This window comes from Rhodoferax sp. BAB1 (assembly GCF_013334205.1).
GTDB lineage: Bacteria > Pseudomonadota > Gammaproteobacteria > Burkholderiales > Burkholderiaceae_C > Hylemonella.
In genome coordinates, this window is record NZ_CP054424.1 from 46,079 (window position 1) to 68,699 (window position 22,621).

Sequence of the window (22,621 nt, forward strand, 5' to 3'; positions counted from 1 at the left end):
TGCCATGCTGCTGACCCCCGACCAGGAAATGATCCGCGATGCGGTGCGCGACTTTGCGCGTGCCGAGCTCTGGCCCCATGCCGCGCGCTGGGACCGTGAGCACCACTTTCCGAAAGAGGTGCACCGCGGCCTGGCCGCGCTGGGCGCCTACGGCATCTGCGTGCCCGAGGAATACGGCGGCGCCCATCTGGACTACCTCAGCCTGTCCCTGGTGCTGGAAGAGATCGCGGCGGGTGACGGCGGCACCAGCACGGCGATCAGCGTCACCAACTGCCCGGTCAACGCCATCCTGATGAAACATGGCAATGCGCAGCAGAAGCAGCAATGGCTCGCTCCGCTGGCGCGCGGCGAGATGCTGGGGGCGTTCTGTCTGACCGAGCCGCACGTGGGCTCGGACGCCTCCGGCCTGCGTACCACGGCTTGGCGTGAGGGCGATGGCTATGTGCTCAACGGCGTCAAGCAGTTCATCACCAGCGGCAAGCACGGGCAGGTGGCCATCGTCATCGCCGTGACCGACAAGGGCGCGGGCAAGAAGGGCATGAGCGCCTTCCTCGTGCCCACCGATGCGCCCGGCTACGTGGTGGCGCGGCTGGAAGAGAAACTCGGCCAGCACAGCAGTGACACGGCGCAGATCAATTTCGAGAACTGCCGCATCCCGGCCGAGAACCTGATTGGTTCGGAAGGCGAGGGTTACAAGATTGCCCTGGGCGGCCTGGAGGGCGGGCGCATCGGCATCGCCTCGCAGAGCATAGGCATGGCGCGCAGCGCGCTGGAGGTGGCCATCCAGTACGCCAAGGAGCGCGAAAGCTTTGGCCAGCCCATCTTCAATCACCAGGCCGTGGGGTTCCGCCTGGCCGAGTGCGCGACGAAGATCGAAGCGGCGCGCCAGCTGACCTGGCACGCTGCCGCGCTGCGCGATGCCGGCCGCCCCTGCCTCAAGGAAGCGGCCATGGCCAAGCTCTTTGCCAGCGAGATGGCCGAGCAGGTCTGCAGCGCCGCCCTCCAGACCCTGGGCGGATATGGTTATGTGAATGATTTTCCCGTCGAGCGCATCTACCGCGACGTGCGTGTCTGCCAGATCTACGAAGGCACCAGTGACGTGCAGAAAATACTGATCCAGCGCGCGCTCTGAGCCCCATACTCCCCGCATGCACATCATCGACGCCCATCACCACATCTGGCGCCAGCAGGACCTGCCCTGGCTGCAAGGCCCCATGGTGCCGCGCATCTTCGGGCCTTACGAGGCGATCCGCCGCGACTACGCGGTGGAGGAGTTCCTGGCCGACCAGGCCGGCTCGGGCATCATGCAGTCCGTCTACGTGCAGACCAACTGGCCGCCGGCCCAGTTCGAACAGGAAGCCGCCTGGGTGCAGGCCGAGGCGCAGCGCAGCGGCTGGCCGCAGGCCATGGTGGCCTATGCCGACATGATGGCCGCCGACGTGCGGCCGCAGCTCGATGTCTTGAAGAAATATCCCCTGGTGCGCGGCGTGCGCATGCAGCTGCACTGGCACGAGAACCCGCTTTACCGTTTCGCCCCCGGGCCCGAGCAGGTGCGCAGCCCCGTGCTGAGCCGCAACATCGCTCACCTGGCCGACTACGGCTACAGCTTTGATCTGCAGGTCTTTTCCGGCCAGATGGCCGATGCCGCCCAGCTGGCGGCCGCGAACCCCAAGGTGAATTTCATCCTGGTCCATGCCGGCATGCTGGCCGACACCTCGCATGTGGGTTTGCGGGCCTGGCGCGAGGGCATGGGCAAGCTGGCCGCGCAGCGCAATGTGTTTGTGAAGCTCTCGGGCCTGGGCACCTTCCTGCAGCGCAACGATCCGGCGCACATTGCCCTGGTCGTGGGGCAGACCGTGACTTTCTTTGGCGCGCAGCGCTGCATGTACGGCTCCAACTTCCCCATCGAGAAACTCTGGACCGACCATGCCAGCCTGATCGCGGCACATCGCGCCGCCGTGCAAGACCTGACTGCGGCCGAGCAGGCCGATATCTTTGGCGGTACCGCCGCGCGCGTGTACCGTCTGGCCGACTGATTGAAGGAGTAGCACCATGCCCATCACCAAAGGATTCCGCGCCCTCGTCGACGAGGCCATGGCCGAAGTCAGGACCCTAAGCGTGCCCGAGGTGCTGGCCATGCTGGACGACCCCAAGGTGCACATCGTCGACATCCGCGATGTGCGTGAACTCAAGGAAGGCACCGTCACCGGCAGCACGCACGCACCGCGCTGCATGCTGGAGTTCTGGGTCGACCCCGAGTCGCCCTACCACAAGCCCATGTGGGCCGACGAGAGCAAACACTTTGTTCTCTTCTGCGGCGCGGGCTGGCGCAGCGCGCTGGCGGCCAAGACCCTGCAGGACATGGGCATGCGCAATGTCTCGCACATCGACGGGGGTTACGCCGAATGGGTCAAGCACGGCGGTCCGGTGGAAACGCTGGAGCAGCGCAAGGCCAAGAAGGGCGGTTGAGGGTGAGTGACTGTCCCTGCGGCCGGCGCGATGCGGCCGGTGGTGTGCTGCCGTATCTGCAATGCTGCGGCCGCTACGTGGAAGCGTATGACAGCACGCCCGCGTCGGATGCCGAAACCCTGATGCGCTCGCGTTACAGCGCCTTCGTGCTGGAGCGGGCTGATTACCTGCTCGCCACCTGGCAGGCCGGCAGGCGCCCCTCGCAAGTGACGTTCGACCCCGGTGTGAAATGGCTGGGGCTGGAGGTGCGGGATCACAAGGTGATCGATGCCGGCCACGCCGAAGTCGAGTTCGTGGCACGCCAGCGCGACAAGGGCGGGCGCGCCGTGCGCCTGCACGAGCGCAGCCGTTTCGTGCGCGAGGATGGACGCTGGTACTACGTGGACGGGGATTGGAAGTGAGGCGCCCGGCATGAGGTTCGAAGCCGTTCTGTTCGACTGCGACGGCGTGCTGGTCGACTCCGAGCCCATCGTCAACGGCGTGTTGCGCGCCATGCTGGCCGAGCGAGGCTGGGTGCTGAGCGAAGCAGAATGCATGCGCATCTTCATCGGCCGGATGGTGCGCGATGAGAAAGAGCGCATCGAGTTTCACACGGGCCAGCCGCTGACCGAGGCCTGGCTGGCCAGCTTCCGCGAGCGCCGCAATGCCGCGCTGGAGAACGAGCTGCGCATCGTGGCCAACGCGCAGGCCGCGGTGCATGCCGTGCACGAACGGCTGGACGCGCGCATTGCCTGCGCTTCCGGCGCGGACCGGCACAAGGTGGAGTTGCAGCTGCGCAAGGTCGGCCTGCACGATTACTTCGAAGGCCGCATCTTCAGCGGCCACGAGATGCCGCGCTCCAAGCCGCACCCCGATGTCTACCTGGCCGCTGCGGCCGCACTCGCGGCGCCGCCGCAGCGCTGCGCCGTGGTGGAAGACACGCTGATCGGCGCCACCGCCGGCCTGGCTGCCGGCGCCACGGTGTTTGCCTATGTGCCGCAGGGCGAGGCCGGGCCCTTCCTGCGCGCCGGGGTGGCCGCGGTGTTCAGCGACATGGCCCAGCTGCCCGGCTTGCTGGCCTGAAGTTCAGGCCAGCGGCGCAAAACCCGAGGCCGGCCGTGCCGGTGCCGCCAGCACGCCGCCGGCCTGTAGCAGGCGCGTCATCTCGGCCTGGGGCAGGGGGCGCGAGAGCAGATAACCCTGGAATTCGTGGCAACCCTGGTAACGCAGGAAGTCGAACTGCGCCTGGTTCTCCACGCCCTCGGCCACCACGGTCTTGCGCAGGCTCTGGCCCAGGGAGATCACGGCGCGCGCGATCATGGCCACTTCTTCCTCATGCTCGATGCCGGTGACCAGGGAGCGGTCGATCTTGATGATGTCCAGCGGAAAACGGCGCAGATAACTCAGCGCCGAGTAACCGGTGCCAAAGTCGTCCATGGCCAGCTGCACACCCAGGGCCTTGAAGTCGCCCAGGGTGGCGACCACGCTGTCGCTGTCGCCCATGAAGACGGTCTCCGTGATTTCCAGCTCGACCAGGGAAGAGGGCAGCTGGGCCTCCTCCAGCAGGCTGGCCACATGGGCCACGATGTCGCCGCTGAGGAAAAGACGCGGCGAGAGGTTGACCGCCACGTGCAGGGGCGTGGGCAAGCGCCGGTTCCAGTCACGCGCTGCGGCGAAGGCGCGGCGCAGGATGATGGTGGTCAGCGGCACGATGAGCCCGGTCTCCTCGGCGATGGGGATGAAGCGGTCCGGACTGATGGGGCCGTACTCCGGGTGGGTCCAGCGCGCCAGCGCCTCCACGCCGACAATGCGGCGGCGGTGGTCCACCTTGGGCTGGTAGTGCACCTCGAACTCGTCGCGCTCGATGGCCTGGCGCAGCGCCGCTTCCAGGTTCAGGCGTTCGTCGGCCACGCGGTTGAGTTCGCTAGTGAAGAACTGGAAGTTGTTGCGCCCGCGGTTCTTGGCCGCGTACATGGCGGTGTCGGCATGCTTGAGCAGGCTGGCCGGGTCTTCGCCGTCTGCCGGGTACATGGCCACGCCCAGGCTGGCGCCCACGTGGAACTCGCGCCCCGAGAGCATGACGGGGCGGCCGATCTCGGCCAGCACACGGCGCAGCTGCGAGATCACGGTGCTGGCGCGGAAGTGGTCGCCCAGCAGCAGCACGAATTCGTCACCGCCCAGGCGCGCCACCGTGTCGGAGGTGCGCACGCAGTGGCGCAGGCGGTTGGCGATTTCCTTGAGCAGTTCGTCACCTGCGCCGTGGCCCAGGCTGTCGTTGATGAACTTGAAGTTGTCCAGGTCGATGAAGACCACGGTCAGGTAATAACCCAGGCGCGAGGCGCGCGCGATGCCCTGCTCGACCCGGTCGTCCAGCAGGATGCGGTTGGGCAGGCCGGTCAGCATGTCGTGGTTGGCCTGGCGCTCCAGTTCTTCCTGGTGGCGCTTGCGCTCCGAGATGTCCTGCACCGTGCCTTCGTAGTAGAGGGTCTGGCCCTCGCTGTCGCGCACGGCGTGGGCGTTTTCGGAGATCCAGATGCGCGTGCCGTCCTGGCGGTAGACCTCGGACTCGAAGTTGAGCACCTCACCCTGCTGGGCCATGAGCTGGCGGAAGCGCTCGCGCTGGCTGCTGCGCACATAGAGCTGGGTGCCGATGTCGTCCAGGCCCGCCATCAGCGCGGCCGGGCTGGCGTAGCCGTAGAGCCGGGCCAGGGCCGGGTTGGCCGCCAGGTAACGGCCGTCGATCGAGGTCTGGAAGATGCCCTCGGAGGCGTGCTCGAAGATGCTGCGGTAGCGCAGCTCGGCCTCCTTCTGGGCCTGCGCCATCTCGCGCTGCGCGGTCACGTCCTCGATGAAACCCTCGATCACCAGTTCGCCCTGCTCGTCGGGCACGGCGATGCCGCGTTCGTGCACCCACTTGATCTGCCCGGCCTGGGTCGTGATGCGATAGTCCACCGTGAAGCGTTGTCCGCTGCGCACGGCGGCATCGATCTGCCCGCGCACGCGGGGGCGGTCCAGCGGGTGGGTGATGTCCTCCCAGCTGATGGTCGCGTTCTGCACCAGTTCGACCGGGCCGTAGCCGGTCAGGGCCAGGCAGCCCTGGCTGACGAAGATCATGCGCCAGCTGGCGTCGTGCAGGCAGCGGTAGGCCATGCCGTCCAGATTGTTGACCAGGGTGTCGAGCACGCGCGCCCGGTCCAGTTCACCCGTGCTGAGCAGGCTGGTGCGGCGGATACGGGCGGGGTGGACAGACATGGTGGTGCTTTTTGAGGCGGGCCCGTTTTGAGTAGCAAGCACCATGCCGGGGTTGTGCACCGCCGTGGTGCGTTCAGGCGGCCGGCTGTCGTGGACGGCCCCAAATCTGCCACAATTGACGTTTACGTAAACGTCAATTCGCCGCCGCAGACCGCGCCCCGGACCTTCTACGGAAAACACGCCCATGTCCCTACTGGAAACCCAGCTCAACGCCCGCTCCGCCGACTTCCAGGCCAACGCTGCTGCCATGCGTGCCGTGGTGGCGGACCTGCAGACCCAGGTGAACCAGGTGGCCCAGGGCGGCGGCGAGGCCGCGCGTGCCAAGCACACGGCGCGCGGCAAGCTGCTGCCGCGCGAACGGGTGCAGCGCCTGCTGGACCCCGGCACGCCCTTCCTGGAGCTGAGCCCGCTGGCGGCCATGGGCATGTACAACGGTGACGCGCCCTGCGCCGGCCTGATCGCCGGCATCGGCCGGGTCAGCGGCGTGGACTGCATGATCGTCTGCAACGACGCCACGGTGAAGGGCGGCACCTACTACCCCATGACGGTGAAAAAGCATCTGCGGGCGCAGGAGATCGCGCAGCAGAACCGCCTGCCCTGCATCTACCTGGTGGACTCGGGCGGCGCCAACCTGCCCAACCAGGACGAGGTGTTTCCGGACCGCGATCACTTCGGCCGCATCTTCTACAACCAGGCGAACATGAGCGCCCAGGGCCTGGCGCAGATCGCCGTGGTCATGGGCTCCTGCACCGCCGGCGGCGCCTACGTACCGGCCATGAGCGACGAGGCCATCATCGTCAAGAACCAGGGCACCATCTTCCTGGGTGGCCCGCCGCTGGTGAAGGCCGCCACGGGCGAGGTGGTGACTGCGGAAGACCTGGGCGGCGGCGACGTGCACACGCGCCTGTCGGGCGTGGCCGACCACCTGGCGCAGAACGACCTGCACGCGCTGGCCCTGGCCCGCGCCTCGGTGAAAAATCTCAATATCAGCAAGGTCCCGCCGCCGGCTTTGAGCGCGCCGCAAGCACCGCGCTACCCGGCCGAGGAGCTCTACGGCGTGATCCCTGCCGACACCCGCAAGCCTTTCGACGTGCGCGAGATCATTGCCCGCATCGTCGACGGCTCGGACTTCGACGAGTTCAAGGCACGGTACGGCAGCACGCTGGTGACGGGTTTTGCGCGCATCGAGGGCATGCCCGTGGGCATCATCGCCAACAACGGCATCCTGTTTTCCGAGAGCGCGCTCAAGGGCGCGCACTTCATCGAACTCTGCTGCCAGCGCAAGATCCCCCTGGTCTTCCTGCAGAACATCACGGGTTTCATGGTGGGCCGCAAGTACGAGAACGAAGGCATTGCACGCAACGGCGCCAAGATGGTCACGGCGGTGTCCACCGCCCAGGTGCCCAAGTTCACCGTCATCATCGGCGGGTCTTTTGGCGCCGGCAACTACGGCATGTGCGGCCGTGCCTTCGGCCCGCGTTTCCTCTGGATGTGGCCGAATGCGCGCATCAGCGTCATGGGCGGTGAGCAGGCCGCCAGCGTGCTGGCCACCGTCAAACGCGACGGCATCGAGGGCAAGGGCGGCGCATGGAGTGCGCAGGAGGAAGAAGCCTTCAAGGCGCCGATCCGCCAGCAGTACGAAGAGCAGGGCCATCCCTATTACGCCACCTCCCGCCTGTGGGACGACGGCATCATCGACCCGGCCGATACGCGGCGGGTGCTGGCCCTGGGTCTGAGCGCGGCGCTCAATGCCCCCATCCCCGAGACGAAATTCGGCGTTTTCAGGATGTGAGGAGCCCCCCTGCCAGAATGCGGGCCCCCTTGAACGAAAAGCATCGAATTGAAAGCCGAAGACCTCTCCTCCGACTGGGTCGCGCGCAGCCTGCGCAGCGTCTGGCATCCCTGCACCCAGATGCAGCACCACGAGACCGTGCCGCTGATCCCGGTCAGCCACGGCCGCGGGGCCTGGCTGGTCGACGTGCAGGGCAAGGCGTATCTGGACGCCATCAGCTCCTGGTGGGTCAACCTCTTCGGTCATGCCAATCCGCGCATCAACGCGGCGCTGAAAGACCAGCTCGACCGGCTGGAGCACGCCATGCTGGCGGGTTTCACGCACCAGCCGGTGGTGGAGCTGTCCGAGCGCCTGGGCGCGCTGACCGGCGGGGTGCTGGGCCATTGCTTCTATGCTTCCGACGGTGCTTCGGCGGTGGAGATCGCGCTGAAGATGAGTTTCCATTACTGGCGCAACAGCGGCCAGAGCCAGAAACAGGAATTCGTCTGCCTGTCCGGCAGCTACCACGGCGAGACCATCGGCGCGCTGGCCGTGACCGATGTGGCCCTGTTCCGTGACGCCTATGGCCCGCTGATTCAGCGCGCCCATGTGGTGGCCTCGCCCGACGCGCGGCTGGCCCAGCCCGGCGAGAGTGCAGAGGATGTGGCGCGGCGTGCGGCGGCAGCGCTGGAGACCTTGCTGCAGGAACGTGCCGGCAAGATCGCTGCCGTCATCGTCGAGCCGCTGGTGCAGTGCGCCACCGGCATGGCCATGCATGACCCGGTCTACCTGAAGGAAGTGCGCGCCATCTGCGACCGCCACCAGGTGCACCTGATCGCCGACGAGATCGCCGTGGGCTGCGGCCGCACCGGCAGCTTCTTCGCCTGCGAGCAGGCCGGCATCTGGCCCGACTTCGTCTGCCTGTCCAAGGGCATCAGCGGCGGTTACCTGCCGCTGTCGCTGGTGATGACACGCGAAGCCATCTACCGGGCCTTCTACGACGCCGACGTCACGCGGGGTTTCCTGCACTCGCATTCCTACACCGGCAACCCCCTGGCCTGCCGCGCGGCGCTGGCCACGCTGGACATCTTTGCCCAGGACGATGTGTTGAATGCCAACCGTTTGAGGGCGCATGAACTGACGATGGCGCTGGCACCTCTGGCCACCGATGAGCGCGTGCGGCATTTCCGCCGGCGCGGCATGATCTGGGCCTTCGATGCCGTGGTCGATGACCCGGCCCAGGCCGCCACCTTCTCGCGGCGTTTCTTCACGACGGCCCTGCAACGCGGCCTGCTGCTGCGCCCCATCGGCCGCACGGTCTATCTCATGCCTCCCTACATCCTGAACGACGAAGAAATCACCCAGCTGGCGCAGCGCACGTGCGCGGTGTTCGATGAGGTGATGGCATGAGCTTGGCCATGCTCGACACACTGCAGAAAGAAATCGACCGTCTGGACGCCCAGGGTCTGCGCCGCCGCCGCCGCACGGCCGAAACCGCCTGCGCGCCGAACCTCATGCTGGACGGCCAGCGCGTGCTGAGCTTCAACAGCAACGACTACCTGGGCCTGGCGGCCGATACGCGCATCGCCGCGGCGCTGAAGGAGGGTGTCAGCCTCTACGGCGCCGGCAGCGGTGCCTCGCACCTGGTCAGCGGGCACTCCAAAGCCCATGAGGAACTCGAGGAGCGCCTGGCCGCCTTCGAGGCGCCGCACCTGGAGCAGGCGCGTGCGCTGTACCTGAGCACCGGCTACATGGCCAATCTGGCGGTGCTGACGGCCCTGGCCGCCGCCACGCCGGGCGAGGTCGAGATTTTTTCCGACGCTCTCAATCACGCCTCCATCATCGACGGCACGCGCCTGGCGCGGGCCAAGGTGACGGTCTATGCGCACAGCGACGTGGGGGCACTGGAGGCCGCGCTGGCCGCCAGCACGGCGAAAACGAAGATCGTGGTGACCGACAGCGTCTTCAGCATGGACGGCGACATCGCTCCGCTGCCGCAGATCCTGGACCTGTGCGAACGCTTTGCTGCCTGGCTGGTGGTGGACGACGCGCACGGTTTCGGCGTGCTCGGCGAGCACGGCCGCGGTGCGCTGGAGCATTTCAAGCTGCGCTCACCGCAGCTGGTCTACATGGGCACACTGGGCAAGGCCGCCGGTGTCAGTGGCGCCTTCGTCGCCGCGCACGAAACCGTGATCGACTGGCTGGTGCAGCGCGCCCGGCCCTATATCTACACGACCGCCGCCGCACCGGCCCTGGCCCATGCGCTGCTGACCAGCATTGCCCTGATCGACAGCCGGGAAGGGCAGCAGCGCCGCGCCCAGCTGGACCTGCTGCGCCACCAACTGGCCGGCATGCCGGTACGCGCGGGCTGGTTGCATCTGGACTCCGCCACGCCGATCCAGCCGCTGGTGATCGGCGGCAATGCCGAGGTGATGGCGGCCGCGCAGGCACTGGAAGCCCAGGGCCTCTGGGTCTCGGCCATCCGCGCACCCACGGTGCCGGCCGGTACGGCGCGCCTGAGGATCACGCTGTCCGCTGCCCATACCCACGACGATGTGGCGCGGCTGCTGGCCGCGCTGGGTCAGCTGGCGCAGGAGGCCTGAGACCGTGAAGGCTTTTTCCTGCTTCGTCACCGGCACCGACACCGAGATCGGCAAGACCCTCATCAGCAGTGCCTTGTTGTATGCGCTGGGCCAGGCCGGTGTGCGCGCCGCCGGCATGAAACCGCTGGCAGCTGGCGCCGAGTTACGCGACGGTGTCTGGCGCAACGAGGACGTAGACCAGCTTTATGACGCCGCGCCCCTGAAGCTGCAGCGCGAACTGACCACCCCCTACCTGCTGCGCACGCCGGCCGCGCCCCATATCGCGGCGGCGCTGGAGTGCGTGCTGATCGAGCCGCGCCGCATCATCGCCAGCTACGAACAGGTGCGGACCCAGGCCGAGGCCGTGGTGGTCGAGGGCGTGGGGGGCTGGCGCGTGCCGCTGACCCACGGCTACGACACCTCGGACCTTGCCCGCCAGCTGGGCCTGCCCGTCATCCTCGTGGTGGGCCTGCGCCTGGGCTGCATCAACCATGCCCTGCTGACCGCCGAGGCCATCGCCGCGCGTGGTCTCAAGCTGGCCGGCTGGGTGGCCAACACCGTGGACCCGGCCATGGCCCACATGGACGGCAATATCGAAGCGATCGCCGCGCGCATTTCGGCCCCGCTGCTCGGCCATGTGCCGCGACTCGAACATCCCACCGCAGCTGCGGCAGCGACTTATCTCGACCTGGGAAAGGTGAAGCATGTTTAAGAAAATCCTGATTGCCAATCGTGGAGAGATCGCCTGCCGGGTTGCGGCCACGGCGAAACGCATGGGCATCCGCACCGTCGCTGTCTATTCCGATGCCGATGCGAACGCCAAACACGTCGCGGTCTGCGACGAGGCCGTGTTTATCGGCGGCAGCGCGCCGGCCGAGAGTTATCTGCGCTGGGAGCGCATCATCGAAGCCGCCCAGGCGACCGGCGCCCAGGCCATCCACCCGGGCTACGGTTTCCTGAGCGAGAACGAGGCCTTTGCCCAGGCCTGTGCGAAAGCCGGCCTGGTTTTCATCGGCCCGCCGGCCTCGGCCATCCAGGCCATGGGCCTGAAAGCCGAGTCCAAGCGCCTGATGGAAAAAGCCGGTGTGCCCCTGGTGCCGGGTTACCACGGCGCCGACCAGGACACGAAACTCCTGCAGCACGAGGCGGACCGCATCGGCTACCCGGTGCTGATCAAGGCCAGTGCCGGCGGCGGTGGCAAGGGCATGCGGGTGGTGGAAAAGCGCGAGGACTTCGAGAGCTCGCTGGCCTCCTGCCAGCGCGAGGCCATCAACAGCTTCGGCGACGCGGCGGTGCTGATCGAGAAGTACGTGCTGCGCCCGCGCCACATCGAAATCCAGGTCTTCGGCGATACGCAGGGCCACTGCGTCTACCTCTTCGAGCGCGACTGCTCGGTGCAGCGCCGCCACCAGAAGGTGCTGGAGGAGGCGCCGGCGCCGGGCATGACACCCGAGTTGAGACTGCAGATGGGCCAGGCCGCCGTGGCGGCGGCGCGCGCCGTGAATTACGTGGGTGCGGGCACGGTGGAGTTCATTGTTGAACAACGTGAAGGAAAGATGAGCTTCTTCTTCATGGAGATGAACACCCGCCTGCAGGTCGAGCACCCGGTGACCGAGGCCATCACGGGGCTCGATCTCGTCGAGTGGCAGTTGCGTGTGGCGGCCGGCGAGCCGCTGCCGTTGAAGCAGGAGCAGCTGAAGATCCACGGCCACGCCATCGAGGCGCGCATCTGCGCCGAGAGCCCGGACAAGCATTTCCTGCCCGCCACGGGCACGCTGCAGGTTTATGCCCTGCCAGCATGCAGCACCTTCGAGCGGGCCGATGTGCGCGTGGATTCCGGTGTGCGTGAAGGTGACACCATCAGTCCGTTCTATGACTCCATGGTCGCCAAGCTCATCGTGCACGGCGACACGCGCGAGCAGGCCCTGGCCCGGCTCGACGCCGCGCTGGCGGCCACCCGCATCGTGGGCCTGCAGACCAATGTGCAGTTCCTGCGCCATGTGGTGGGTTGCCGCTCCTTTGCCCAAGCCGACCTGGACACCGCGCTGATCGTGCGCGAGGCCGCCGTGCTCTTCGAACAGGAAAAGGTGGGCCTGCCACTGGCTGCGGCTGCGGTGGTGGCGCACACCTTGCTGCAGGAACAGGCAGCCGCACAGTCGGCGGGCTGGGTCGATCCCTGGGCGCGGCGCGACGGCTGGTGTACACACGGCCTGATGCAACGCTACTTCGACCTGGAGTTCCACGGCGAGCTGCACACGGCGGTGCTGAGCTACCTGCACGACGGGGCCTTGCAGCTGCGGGTGGAAGAGGCAGGCGCCGCGCTGCAGTTCAGTCGCCATGGGGACGACATCGTCCTGCGCTACGCTGGTCTGCGTGTGCTCGTGCAGGTGCTGCGCAGTGGCGAGGTGGCCCACGTCTACACCCCGCAGGGCGCGACCCAGATCACCGTGCTGGACGCGCTGGCCCATGCCGGCGAGGCGCAGGCCGAGGGCGGGCGCCTGACCGCGCCCATGCCGGGCAAGGTGGTGTCCTTTGCCGTCAAGGCCGGCGACACCGTGAGCAAGGGCCAGGTGCTGGCCGTGATGGAGGCCATGAAGATGGAGCACACCATCGCCGCGCCGGCCGCGGGTGTGGTGGCCGAGCTGCTGTATGCGCCGGGGGACCAGGTGGCCGAAGGGGCGGAGCTGTTGAAGCTGTCCGTGGCGTGACGGGGCAAGCAGACAACTGCCGCTAAGCTCGCGCCATGAAGATCTATTTCTGCTGCACCGATTTCAAGGCCGAACCCTGGCTGGCTGCGCTGCGCACCGCGCTGCCCCAGGCCGAGATCGAGGTCTGGACGCCGGGCGCCGGCCCGGCCGACTACGCCGTGGTCTGGGCCCCGCCGCAACAGTTTCTCGACGAGCAGCCGCAGATCAAGGCGCTCTTTAACATCGGTGCCGGTGTGGATGCCCTCACGCAGCTCAGGCTGCCGCCCAGGACGAAGCTGGTGCGCCTGGACGATGCCGGCATGTCGGTGCAAATGGCCGAGTACGTGGTGCATGCCTTGATCCGCCACTTCCGCGAGTTCGACGTTTATGCAGCCGACGTGGCCAGCGGCAAGTGGTCCTTCCGCAAGCCGCGCCTGCGCGAGGACTTTCCCGTGGGCATCATGGGCCTGGGCGTGCTGGGCCAGCGCGTGGTCCGTGCCGTGCAGCAGTTTGAATTCCCGGTGCGGGGCTGGAGCCGCTCCTCCAAGGAACTGCCGGGTGTGCGTTGTTATGCGGGGGAAGCACAGTTCGCCGAATTCCTGGCCGAGACCAAAGTGCTGGTCTGCCTGCTGCCGCTGACCGAGGAGACCCGCGGCATCATGAAGCGCGAGACCCTGTCGCTGTTGCAGCCCGGCGGCTATGTGATCAACGTGGCACGTGGCGCGCATCTGGTGGAGGAAGACCTGATTTCGCTGCTGGACAGCGGGCATCTGGCCGGCGCCGCGCTGGATGTGTTCCGCCAGGAACCGCTGCCTGCCGGCCACCCGTTCTGGCGCCATCCGAAGATCACGGTGACGCCACACACGGCGGCACGCACCCTGCGCGACGAAAGCGTGGCGCAGATTGCCGGCAAGATCACGGCCCTTGAACAGGGAAAGCCCATCGCCGGCGTGGTCGATCATCTCAAGGGATACTGAGCACTTCAGCAGAAAGAACACCATGAGCCTGCCCACCCGAGTTCAACTGATCGACGTCGGTCCGCGCGACGGCCTGCAGAACGAGAAGCAGCCGGTGCCGGCGGCCGTCAAGATCGGGCTGGTGCAGCGCCTGCAGGCCGCGGGTCTGAAGGAGATCGAGGTCACCAGCTTCGTGTCGCCGAAGTGGGTGCCGCAGATGGCCGACAACACCGAGGTCATGGCCGGCCTCACGCGCCAGCCCGGCGTGTCTTATTCGGTGCTGGTGCCGAACATGAAGGGCTTTGAAGCCGCAGTGCTGTCCAGGCCCGACGAGATCGTGGTCTTCGGCGCGGCCAGCGAACTGTTCAGCCAGAAGAACATCAATTGCTCCATCGCCGAAAGCATCGAGCGCTTTGCGCCCGTGGTGGAGGCTGCGCTCAAGGCGGGCATCCGGGTGCGCGGTGCCATGAGCTGCACCGTGGGTTGTCCCTACGAGGGTGAGGTCGCGCCCGAGCGGGTGGGCATGCTGGCGCGGCTGATGAAGGACATCGGCGTGCAGCGGGTGGACGTGGCCGACACCATCGGCACCGGCACGCCGCTCAAGGTCCGGCGCGCGATCGAGGCCACGCTGCCGCACTTCGGCATCGACGCCATCTCGGGCCACTTCCACGACACCTATGGCCAGGCGCTGGCCAACACCTACGCCGCGCTGGAGATGGGGGTCTGGAATTTCCAGTCCTCCGTGGCCGGCCTGGGCGGTTGCCCCTATGCCAAGGGGGCCACCGGCAATGTGGCGACCGAAGACGTGGTCTACCTGCTGCACGGCATGGGCATAGATACCGGCATCGATCTGGACCGGCTGGTGGACGCGGGTCAGTACATCAGCGACTTCCTGCAGCGCAAGCCGAATTCGCGTGCCGCGACGGCCCTGCTGAACAAGCGTGGCTGAGGTTCCCGGAATGGAATGGCTGGCCAGACAGGCGGTGCGGGCGCAGGCCAAGCAGCGCGACCTGCCGTCGCCCTGCATCTCGGTCTGTACGATGGAGATCGCCAGCGGCCTGTGCCGCGGCTGCCTGCGCACGCTGGACGAGATCGCCGCCTGGTCCACGCTGGACGACACGGGCAAACGTGCCGTCTGGGCGCGCATCGAAGTGCGGGCCAAGCAAGAGGAAAGAGCGAGACCATGAAACAGATCACCTTCTACCTGGACTTCATCTCGCCCTATACCCATCTGGCCTTCGAGAAGCTGCCCGAGGCGCTGATGGGCTTGAGTTATTCCGTGACCTACCGGCCGGTGCTGCTGGGCGCCCTGCTGCGGCAGCACAAGCTGCTCGGCCCGGCCGAGGTGCCGGCCAAACGCGAATGGACCTACCGGCATGTGATGTGGCTGGGCCAGCAGCACGGGGTGCCGCTGCAGATGCCGGTTGTGCACCCCTTCAACCCCTTGCCCCTGCTGCGCCTGGCGATTGCTGCCGCGCAGGGCGGCGACCCCAACCGTTATGTCTGCGAGACCCTGCTGCGCCATGTCTGGCATGGCGGTCTGGATGCCAACGACCCCGTGCGCCTGCAGGCCCTGCGTGAGCAGTTGGCGCCAAGGCTCGAAACCGACGACGAGACCGTCAAGGCCCGCCTGCGGACCAACACCGACGAGGCCGTGGCCGCCGGCGTGTTCGGCGTGCCGTCTTTTGTGGTGGATGGGCGCATGTTCTGGGGCCTGGACAGCCTGCCCATGCTGCGCCGTTACCTCGAAGGTGATGCCTGGTTCGACGGCCCAGGCTGGCTGGCGCAGACGGCCGGCCCAGTCTGAGCCGCGCGCTGGCGCCCGCGACTCAGCGCCGGAAGCGGCCGTCCGCCGTGATGATGGACAGGTCGGCGAAGTCCAGGCCCGTGTGGTCCTGGGGGCTGAAGTTCACTTCCAGGCCGCCGATGTCGAACTTGCTCAGGCCTTCCAGGGCGGCCTGGATGCGCTCGCGGCTGGGTTTGGGGCCGGCACGGCGCAGGGCCTCCACCAGCACCTTGGCTGCGGCGAAACCTTCGAGCATGGCGGGCGTGACTTCCGCCAAGCCCTTGGCGCGTGCCATGTCCTGTGCTTCCTTGACCAAGGTGTAGGACAGCGACTGCGGGAACACCTGGGAGACGATGACACCGCGCGCATGTTCACCCAGGCTCTTGATGAAACCACCGGAGGCGTTGTTCGACTGGGTGACCACCTGGGCGATGCTGCCGGCGGCCCGGAAGGCCTTCACGGCGTCCGCCGCGGCCGCGCCCGAGGCGATCAGGACCACGGCCTGCGCGCCGGACTGGGCCAGTGCCGGGGCGATCCTGGAGAAGTCGGGTTTGGTGCGGTCGTATTTTTCGAGCAGCACCGGCTGGAGCTTGGCGCTGGCCAGCCCTCTTTGTGCGCCGATCAGCACGTCATTGCCGAAGCTGTCGTCCACATGCACCAGGGCGATCTTGGTGATGCCGATCGTCACCAGATGGCCCACGGCCTTTTCGGCTTCGCGCTGGTAGGTGGCCCGCACGTTGAAGACGTGTTTTTTCACGGGCTGATGCAGGCTCATGGCACCGGTGGAGGGGGCGATCAGCGCAATGCCATGCTTGTCCAGCAGGGGGATGATGGCTTCGGAGTGCGGCGTGCCGCGGTTGAGGAATAGCGCCGAGACGTTGTTTTCCTCGATCAGCTTGCGGGCATTTTCCGCCGCGAGCTTGGGGTCGAACTTGTCGTCCAGCGAGATCAGTTCGATCTTCTGGCCGGCGATGCCGCCCTTGGCATTGATGGCATCGATATAGAGTTTGGCGCCGTCGGTGGTTTCTTTCACGCCGGCGGCCACCGCGCCGCTGAAACCGGCCGTCTGGCCGATCAGGATCTGGGCCTGGCTGGCCGCCGCCGCCAGGGTGAGCAGGACGGTTCCCAACACTTTGAAGCTTTGCATCTTGTCTCCGTGGATTTGTAGTTTTGGAGGAGGGGCTAGTCTAGCGGAAGCGGGCTGTCCGGGTGCATGCCCCGTGGTCATGCTGGGGTAAGGGGGCATGCCTAGAATGTTCGGGCCACACCGAAAGACAGCAGCCATGACCCAGGGGACCATCCGCATCCGCGGCGCGCGCCAGCACAACCTCAAGAACCTCGATCTGGACATACGTACGGGTGAGCTGACGGTGGTCACGGGGCCCAGCGGCTCCGGCAAATCCAGCCTGGTGTTCGACACCCTCTACGCCGAGGGCCAGCGCCGTTACGTCGAGACCTTCAGCGCCTACGCCCGCCAGTTCCTCGACCGCATGGACAAGCCGGCGGTCGACAAGGTGGAGGGCGTGCCCCCGGCCATCGCCATCGACCAGACCAACCCGGTGCGCTCCTCGCGCTCCACGGTGGGCACGATGACCGAACTCAACGACCACCTCAAGCTGCTCTATGCACGCGCCGCCCAGCTCTTCGACCGTCAGACGGCCCAGCCCGTGCGGCACGACAGCGCCGACAGCATCTACGCCGAGCTGCAGAAACGTGCCGCCCAAGCCGGCGATCCGCGCCTGGTGCTCACCTTCCCGGTCGAACTGCCCGGCAATACCAGCCGCGAAGAGATCGAGCAGTGGCTGTCGGCCAGCGGCTTCACCAAGGTGCAGGCCGAGCGCGAGGTGGCCACACCGGCCGGGCCGCGCACGAGCGCCGCGCCGGGCCGCCCCAAGCAAGCGAGCGCCCCCTCGGGGGGCAGCGAGGACACGTCAGTGTCGAGCGTGGGGGCTGTCAAAGTCCTTGACGTGGTGGCGGACCGGTTCCGCATCGGGGGCGCCGAGCGTGCCCGTGTGGTCGAGGCTATCGAGGTCGCGCTCAAGCGCGGCAGCGGGCGGCTCAACGTCTACCGTCTGCAGGATGAAGGCGAGCCTGAGATTTGGCGTTTCTCCACCGGCCTGCACAACCCAGACAGCGACCTGCGCTACGCCGACCCCATCCCCTCCATGTTCTCCTTCAACTCGGCCGTGGGTGCCTGCGAGGTCTGCCGCGGTTTCGGCCGCGTGATCGGGGTGGACTATGGCCTGGTCATCCCGAACGACAAGCTCACCCTGCGCGCCGGCGCCATCAAGACCATCCAGACCCCCGCCTGGGCCGAGTGCCAGGACGACCTGATGCGCCACGCCGAGGCGGCCGGCATCCCGCGCGACACCCCCTGGTACAAGCTGACCGAGGAGCAGAAGGGCTGGGTCATCTACGGCTCACCCAACTGGAAGGGCAAGTGGAACCAGCAGTGGTACGGCATCAAGCGTTTCTTCGAGTACCTGGAAACCAAGTCCTACAAGATGCACATCCGGGTGCTGCTGTCCAAGTACCGCAGCTACACGCCTTGCGAGACCTGCAACGGTGCCCGCCTCAAGACCGAGAGCCTGCTCTGGCGCATCGGCAGCAAGGCCGACGCCGATGCCGTGCTCGAACCCGCCAAGCGTTTCCTGCCGGCCGGCACCCAGTGGAGCCGCGCCCAGCTGGAGGCGCTGCCCGGCCTGTGCCTGCACGACCTGATGCTGCTGCCGCTGGACCGCCTGCGCCGCTTCTTCGACGGTTTCCAGCAAAGCGAGATCACCGCCTCGACCCATGCCGAGGGCGAAGCGCAGGCGCTGAAACTGCTGTTCGAGGAAATCACCACCCGCCTGAAGTACCTGTGCGACGTGGGCATCGGCTACCTCACGCTGGACCGCCAGAGCCGCACGCTCTCGGGCGGCGAGGTGCAGCGCATCAACCTCACCACGGCCCTGGGCACCTCGCTGGTCAACACCCTGTTCGTGCTGGACGAGCCCAGCATCGGCCTGCACCCGCGCGACATGCACCGCATCATCGAGGCCATGCACCGCCTGCGTGATGCCGGCAACACCCTGGTGGTGGTCGAGCACGACCCGGCCGTGATGTTCGCCGCCGACCGCATGATCGACATGGGCCCGGGGCCGGGTGAGCGCGGTGGCCAGATCGTCTTCGACGGCAGCACGGATGACCTGCGCAATGCCGACACGCTCACGGGCGCCTACCTCGGCGCGCGCAAGCAGGTCGGCATGGGCTTCAAGCGCATGGTGGCCGAGAACACGCCGCGCCTCATCCTCGAGGGTGCGCGCGAGCACAACCTCAAGAACATCTCCGTCGACATTCCGCTGGGCCGCCTGGTCTGCGTGACCGGCGTCTCGGGTTCGGGCAAGTCCACGCTGATCCAGGACGTGCTGGCCCCGGCGCTGATGCGCCACTTCGGCCGGGCCACGGAAACCCCGGGGGCGCATGAGCGTCTGCTGGGCGCCGAGCAGCTGGCCGACGTGGTGTTTGTCGACCAGTCGCCCATCGGCAAGACCGCGCGTTCCAACCCCGTGAGTTATGTGGGTGCCTGGGACGCCATCCGCGAGATCTACGCCAATGCGCCGCTGTCGCGCCAGCGTGGCTACACCGCGGCCAAGTTCAGCGCCAACAGCGGCGACGGCCGCTGTCCCACCTGCGGCGGTTCGGGCTTCGAGCACGTGGAGATGCAGTTCCTCAGCGATGTCTACCTGCGCTGCCCGGATTGCGATGGCAAACGCTACCGGCCCGAGATCCTGGAGATCACCGTGGAGCGTGGCGGGCGCCTGCTCAACGTGGCCGACGTGCTGGAGCTCACCGTCAGCGAGGCGGCCGGGCTGTTCGCCAACGACCGTGACGTGATCCGCGCCCTGCAACCCATCGTGGACGTGGGCCTGGAGTACGTGCGCCTGGGCCAGCCTGTGCCCACGCTTTCGGGCGGCGAGGCGCAGCGCCTCAAGCTCGCCGGCTTCCTGGCCGAGGCTGCCAAAAGCGCCACGGCCAGCCGGCAGGTCGTGGGCAGGAAGGGCACGCTCTTCCTGTTCGACGAGCCCACCACCGGCCTGCATTTCGACGACATCGCCAAGCTCATGCGCGCACTGCGCAAGCTGCTCGATGCCGGCCACTCCCTGCTCATCATCGAGCACAACCTGGACGTGATGCGCGCCAGCGACTGGCTGATCGACCTCGGCCCCGAAGGTGGTGACGCCGGTGGCGAGCTGGTGGCCGTGGGCACACCGGAAGAGGTGCGCCTGCACCCCAGTAGCCACACCGGCCGCGCCCTGCGCGAGTACGCGCTGGCCATGGGCGAGGTGCACGAGGCGCAGGAGGGCGCAGCGCGTTTCATCCCGCAGGCTTTCACACCCGGCCACAAGCCGGTGCGCAAGAAGTCGGACGCGCCCGACGCGATCCAGATCGTCAACGCCAAGGAGCACAACCTCAAGAGCCTGAGTGTCAACATCCCGCGCGGCAAGTTCAACGTCATCACCGGCGTCAGCGGCTCGGGCAAGTCCACCCTGGCTTTCGACATCCTGTTCAATGAGGGGCAGCGCCGTTACCTGGAGTCGCTCAACGCCTACGCCCGCAGCATCGTGCAGCCCGCGGGCCGGCCCGAGGTGGACGCGGTCTACGGCATCCCGCCCACGGTGGCGATCGAGCAGCGCCTCAGCCGCGGTGGCCGCAAGTCCACGGTCGGCACTACCACCGAGGTCTGGCATTTCCTGCGCCTGCTGTTCGTGAAGCTCGGCATGCAGCACTGCGTGCACGACGGCGCTGCGGTGGCGCCGCAGACGCCCGACAGCATCCTGGCCCAGCTGATGAAGCAGTTCCGCGGCCAGGAAATCGGCCTGCTGGCGCCGCTGGTGATGAACCGCAAGGGTGTCTACACCGAACTCGCCGAGTGGGCGCGCCCGCGGGGTTACACCCATCTGCGGGTGGACGGCAACTTCCTGCCCACCACGGGTTTTCCGCGCATCGACCGCTTCAAGGAGCACACCATCGAGCTGCCGGTCGCCAGCCTGATGGTGGATCCTGCGAACGAGGCTGCGCTGCGCCTGGCGCTGACGACAGCGCTGGAGCACGGCAAGGGCGTGCTGCACGTGCTGAGTTCCCTGGACGGCCTGGCCGAGGCCATGAAGAGCGGCGCGCCCACCGCCGGCATCGGCAAGCTGCAGGCCTATTCGACGCAGCGCGCCTGTCCGGTCTGCGCCACGTCTTACGCCGAGCTGGACCCGCGCCTGTTCTCCTACAACAGCAAACACGGCTGGTGCCCGGACTGCGTGGGTACGGGCGTCAAGCTCAGCAAGGAACAGCGCAAGCTGCTCGACGACTCGGTGCGCGACGACAAGGAGAAGGGCCGTGAGCAGACCTTTGCCGAACCCGAGGTGGAGGATGTGGCCGACATCGCCTGTCCGTCGTGCCAGGGCACCCGCCTGAACGCCACCGCACGCGCGGTCAAGTTCAACGGCGTGGGCATCACCGAGATCGCGCGACTGAGCGTGAGCGATGTGCGAGCCTGGGTGGAGACCCTGCAGGTAATCGGCCGCATGACCCAGCGCGAAAGCGACATCGCACGTGACCTGATTCCCGAGATCAAGAGCCGGCTGGAGTTCCTGGAGCAGGTGGGCCTGGGCTACCTCACGCTGGACCGTGGCGCGCCCACGCTCAGTGGCGGCGAGGCGCAGCGCATCCGCCTGGCCGCCCAACTGGGCAGCAACTTGCAGGGGGTCTGTTACGTGCTGGACGAGCCCACCATCGGCCTGCACGCGCGTGACAACCAGATCCTGCTCAATGCCCTGCAGCGCCTGAGCGACCAGGGCAACACCCTGGTGGTGGTGGAGCACGACGAGGACACCATACGCCGGGCCGACCACATCATCGATATCGGCCCCAGCGCTGGCAAACGCGGCGGCCGGCTGGTGGCGCAAGGTTCGGTGCAAAACGTGACTGACACGGAAGACTCGCAGACCGGCCGTTACCTGCTGCACGCCATGAAGCACCCGCTGCAGCCGCGCCGTGACATGAAGGCCGCGGATCTGCAGTGGCTCACCGTGCAGGGCGCGCAGCTGCACAACCTGCAGCAGGTCACGGCCCAGGTGCCGCTCAAGCGCCTGGTGGCCGTCACCGGTGTCAGCGGTTCCGGCAAGTCCACGCTGGCGCGCGACGTGCTGCTGGCCAATGTGGCGGCCGTCGTGGCCAAGCGTGCCACCAAGGCTGGGCGCGATGCGCTGGCCCGTGGCGTGGACTGGAGCGGTTGCGAAGGTGTCAGTGGCTACGAGGCCGTGGACCGCGTGCTCGAAGTGGATCAGACCCCCATCGGCAAGACGCCGCGCAGTTGTCCTGCCACCTACATCGGTTTCTGGGACACCATCCGCAAGCTCTTTGCCGAAACCCTGGAGGCCAAGGCGCGCGGTTACGCGGCCGGTCGTTTCAGCTTCAACACCGGCGAAGGCCGTTGCCCGGGTTGCGAAGGCCAGGGCGTGCGCACCATCGAGATGAGCTTCCTGCCCGACGTGAAGGTGCTGTGCGAGAGCTGCAAGGGCGCGCGTTTCAATCCCGAGACCCTGGCCGTGACCTGGCGCGGCAAGAGCATCGGCGACGTGCTGCAGATGGAAGTGGACGAGGCGGTGGACTTCTTCGCCGCCATGCCCAGCATCGCCCACCCGCTGCAGTTGCTCAAGGACGTGGGCTTGGGCTACCTCACGTTGGGACAGCCCTCGCCCACCCTGAGTGGCGGTGAGGCGCAGCGCATCAAGCTGGTGACCGAACTGAGCAAGGTGCGTGACGAGGTCGGTCGCCGCGGCCAGAAGGCGCCGCACACGCTTTATGTGCTGGACGAACCCACCGTAGGCCTGCACATGGCCGACGTGGACAAGCTCATTCGCGTGCTGCACCGCCTGGTCGATGGCGGCCACAGCGTGGTGGTGATCGAGCACGACCTGGATGTGATCGCCGAAGCCGACTGGATCCTGGACCTCGGTCCCGACGGGGGCAAGGACGGTGGTCGTATCGTGGCGGCGGCCTCGCCGGAAGAGGTGGTGCGGCTGGCCACGCACACGGGGCAGGCACTGGGGCCGGTGCTGGCGCGGGGCTGAGCCCGGGCAGCATGCGGAATATCAGGGCGCCGT

At 67.3% G+C, this 22,621-nt stretch carries 17 protein-coding genes; 15 read left to right on the forward strand and 2 right to left on the reverse strand.

Features of this window, described 5'->3' with window-relative positions; all coding sequences use genetic code 11:
* Window positions 1–4 precede the first annotated feature (4 nt).
* The 5 genes from HTY51_RS00220 to HTY51_RS00240 are packed head-to-tail and all read left to right on the forward strand — an operon-like array spanning window position 5 to window position 3,531.
* A complete protein-coding gene (locus HTY51_RS00220) occupies window positions 5–1,132 on the forward strand; it encodes an acyl-CoA dehydrogenase family protein (protein ID WP_174250844.1) in 1,128 nt (375 codons plus the stop codon).
* A gap of 16 nt (window positions 1,133–1,148) precedes the next feature.
* Complete coding sequence (locus tag HTY51_RS00225) at window positions 1,149–2,036, forward strand: amidohydrolase (protein ID WP_174250845.1); 888 nt, start codon at window positions 1,149–1,151, stop codon at window positions 2,034–2,036.
* 16 nt (window positions 2,037–2,052) lie between these two features.
* Window positions 2,053–2,469 (forward strand): rhodanese-like domain-containing protein, encoded by a 417-nt coding sequence (locus HTY51_RS00230; RefSeq protein WP_174250846.1) that lies wholly within the window; start codon window positions 2,053–2,055, stop codon window positions 2,467–2,469.
* Between the two features lie 2 nt (window positions 2,470–2,471).
* Window positions 2,472–2,870 (forward strand): YchJ family protein, encoded by a 399-nt coding sequence (locus HTY51_RS00235; RefSeq protein ID WP_254606935.1) that lies wholly within the window; start codon window positions 2,472–2,474, stop codon window positions 2,868–2,870.
* 10 nt (window positions 2,871–2,880) lie between these two features.
* The gene (locus HTY51_RS00240; RefSeq protein WP_174250848.1) at window positions 2,881–3,531 is read left to right on the forward strand and encodes an HAD family phosphatase; all 651 of its coding nucleotides are present in this window, start codon (window positions 2,881–2,883) and stop codon (window positions 3,529–3,531) included.
* A gap of 3 nt (window positions 3,532–3,534) precedes the next feature.
* Here the strand turns inward: HTY51_RS00240 and HTY51_RS00245 are convergent, their stop codons facing one another.
* The gene (locus HTY51_RS00245; protein ID WP_174250849.1) at window positions 3,535–5,700 is read right to left on the reverse strand and encodes a bifunctional diguanylate cyclase/phosphodiesterase; all 2,166 of its coding nucleotides are present in this window, start codon (window positions 5,698–5,700) and stop codon (window positions 3,535–3,537) included.
* Between the two features lie 184 nt (window positions 5,701–5,884).
* On the opposite strand from HTY51_RS00245, the gene HTY51_RS00250 reads away from it, so the two are divergent.
* The 9 genes from HTY51_RS00250 to HTY51_RS00290 are packed head-to-tail and all read left to right on the forward strand — an operon-like array spanning window position 5,885 to window position 15,503.
* A complete protein-coding gene (locus HTY51_RS00250; protein WP_174250850.1) occupies window positions 5,885–7,492 on the forward strand; it encodes a carboxyl transferase domain-containing protein in 1,608 nt (535 codons plus the stop codon).
* A 48-nt stretch (window positions 7,493–7,540) separates the two neighbouring features.
* Window positions 7,541–8,881, forward strand: coding sequence for an adenosylmethionine--8-amino-7-oxononanoate transaminase (gene bioA, locus HTY51_RS00255; protein ID WP_174250851.1), 1,341 nt, complete (start codon window positions 7,541–7,543; stop codon window positions 8,879–8,881).
* Between the two features lie 2 nt (window positions 8,882–8,883).
* Window positions 8,884–10,074: an 8-amino-7-oxononanoate synthase gene (gene bioF / locus HTY51_RS00260; RefSeq protein ID WP_174254102.1), complete on the forward strand. Its 1,191-nt coding sequence runs from the start codon at window positions 8,884–8,886 to the stop codon at window positions 10,072–10,074.
* Between the two features lie 4 nt (window positions 10,075–10,078).
* Window positions 10,079–10,765, forward strand: coding sequence for a dethiobiotin synthase (bioD, locus tag HTY51_RS00265; protein WP_254606936.1), 687 nt, complete (start codon window positions 10,079–10,081; stop codon window positions 10,763–10,765).
* Entirely contained in the window at window positions 10,758–12,761 is a 2,004-nt protein-coding gene (locus tag HTY51_RS00270; RefSeq protein WP_174250853.1) for an acetyl/propionyl/methylcrotonyl-CoA carboxylase subunit alpha, read from the forward strand. Before bioD ends, HTY51_RS00270 begins: the two co-directional genes overlap by 8 nt.
* A 35-nt stretch (window positions 12,762–12,796) precedes the next feature.
* Window positions 12,797–13,717, forward strand: coding sequence for a glyoxylate/hydroxypyruvate reductase A (locus HTY51_RS00275; protein WP_174250854.1), 921 nt, complete (start codon window positions 12,797–12,799; stop codon window positions 13,715–13,717).
* A gap of 22 nt (window positions 13,718–13,739) precedes the next feature.
* Window positions 13,740–14,645: a hydroxymethylglutaryl-CoA lyase gene (locus HTY51_RS00280; protein WP_174250855.1), complete on the forward strand. Its 906-nt coding sequence runs from the start codon at window positions 13,740–13,742 to the stop codon at window positions 14,643–14,645.
* Between the two features lie 10 nt (window positions 14,646–14,655).
* Window positions 14,656–14,883: a DUF1289 domain-containing protein gene (locus tag HTY51_RS00285; RefSeq protein WP_174250856.1), complete on the forward strand. Its 228-nt coding sequence runs from the start codon at window positions 14,656–14,658 to the stop codon at window positions 14,881–14,883.
* A complete protein-coding gene (locus HTY51_RS00290; protein ID WP_174250857.1) occupies window positions 14,880–15,503 on the forward strand; it encodes a 2-hydroxychromene-2-carboxylate isomerase in 624 nt (207 codons plus the stop codon). Before HTY51_RS00285 ends, HTY51_RS00290 begins: the two co-directional genes overlap by 4 nt.
* Before the next feature lie 22 nt (window positions 15,504–15,525).
* On the opposite strand, the gene HTY51_RS00295 is transcribed toward HTY51_RS00290, so the two are convergent.
* Window positions 15,526–16,629, reverse strand: a complete 1,104-nt coding sequence (locus HTY51_RS00295) for an ABC transporter substrate-binding protein (protein ID WP_174250858.1) — start codon at window positions 16,627–16,629, stop codon at window positions 15,526–15,528.
* 136 nt (window positions 16,630–16,765) lie between these two features.
* On the opposite strand from HTY51_RS00295, the gene uvrA reads away from it, so the two are divergent.
* Window positions 16,766–22,588, forward strand: coding sequence for an excinuclease ABC subunit UvrA (uvrA, locus tag HTY51_RS00300; RefSeq protein ID WP_174250859.1), 5,823 nt, complete (start codon window positions 16,766–16,768; stop codon window positions 22,586–22,588).
* Window positions 22,589–22,621: the final 33 nt, after the last annotated feature.

What these genes read in the sequence shown, in the direction of transcription:
- HTY51_RS00285 (WP_174250856.1), top strand. Translation starts at nt 14,656, where the DNA reads ATGGAATGGCTGGCCAGACAGGCGGTGCGGGCGCAGGCCAAGCAGCGC.
- HTY51_RS00220 (WP_174250844.1), top strand. Translation starts at nt 5, where the DNA reads ATGCTGCTGACCCCCGACCAGGAAATGATCCGCGATGCGGTGCGCGAC.
- HTY51_RS00230 (WP_174250846.1), top strand. Translation starts at nt 2,053, where the DNA reads ATGCCCATCACCAAAGGATTCCGCGCCCTCGTCGACGAGGCCATGGCC.
- HTY51_RS00290 (WP_174250857.1), top strand. Translation starts at nt 14,880, where the DNA reads ATGAAACAGATCACCTTCTACCTGGACTTCATCTCGCCCTATACCCAT.
- uvrA (WP_174250859.1), top strand. Translation starts at nt 16,766, where the DNA reads ATGACCCAGGGGACCATCCGCATCCGCGGCGCGCGCCAGCACAACCTC.
- HTY51_RS00250 (WP_174250850.1), top strand. Translation starts at nt 5,885, where the DNA reads ATGTCCCTACTGGAAACCCAGCTCAACGCCCGCTCCGCCGACTTCCAG.
- HTY51_RS00240 (WP_174250848.1), top strand. Translation starts at nt 2,881, where the DNA reads ATGAGGTTCGAAGCCGTTCTGTTCGACTGCGACGGCGTGCTGGTCGAC.
- HTY51_RS00245 (WP_174250849.1), bottom strand. Translation starts at nt 5,700, where the DNA reads ATGTCTGTCCACCCCGCCCGTATCCGCCGCACCAGCCTGCTCAGCACG.
- HTY51_RS00270 (WP_174250853.1), top strand. Translation starts at nt 10,758, where the DNA reads ATGTTTAAGAAAATCCTGATTGCCAATCGTGGAGAGATCGCCTGCCGG.
- HTY51_RS00225 (WP_174250845.1), top strand. Translation starts at nt 1,149, where the DNA reads ATGCACATCATCGACGCCCATCACCACATCTGGCGCCAGCAGGACCTG.
- HTY51_RS00280 (WP_174250855.1), top strand. Translation starts at nt 13,740, where the DNA reads ATGAGCCTGCCCACCCGAGTTCAACTGATCGACGTCGGTCCGCGCGAC.
- HTY51_RS00295 (WP_174250858.1), bottom strand. Translation starts at nt 16,629, where the DNA reads ATGCAAAGCTTCAAAGTGTTGGGAACCGTCCTGCTCACCCTGGCGGCG.
- HTY51_RS00275 (WP_174250854.1), top strand. Translation starts at nt 12,797, where the DNA reads ATGAAGATCTATTTCTGCTGCACCGATTTCAAGGCCGAACCCTGGCTG.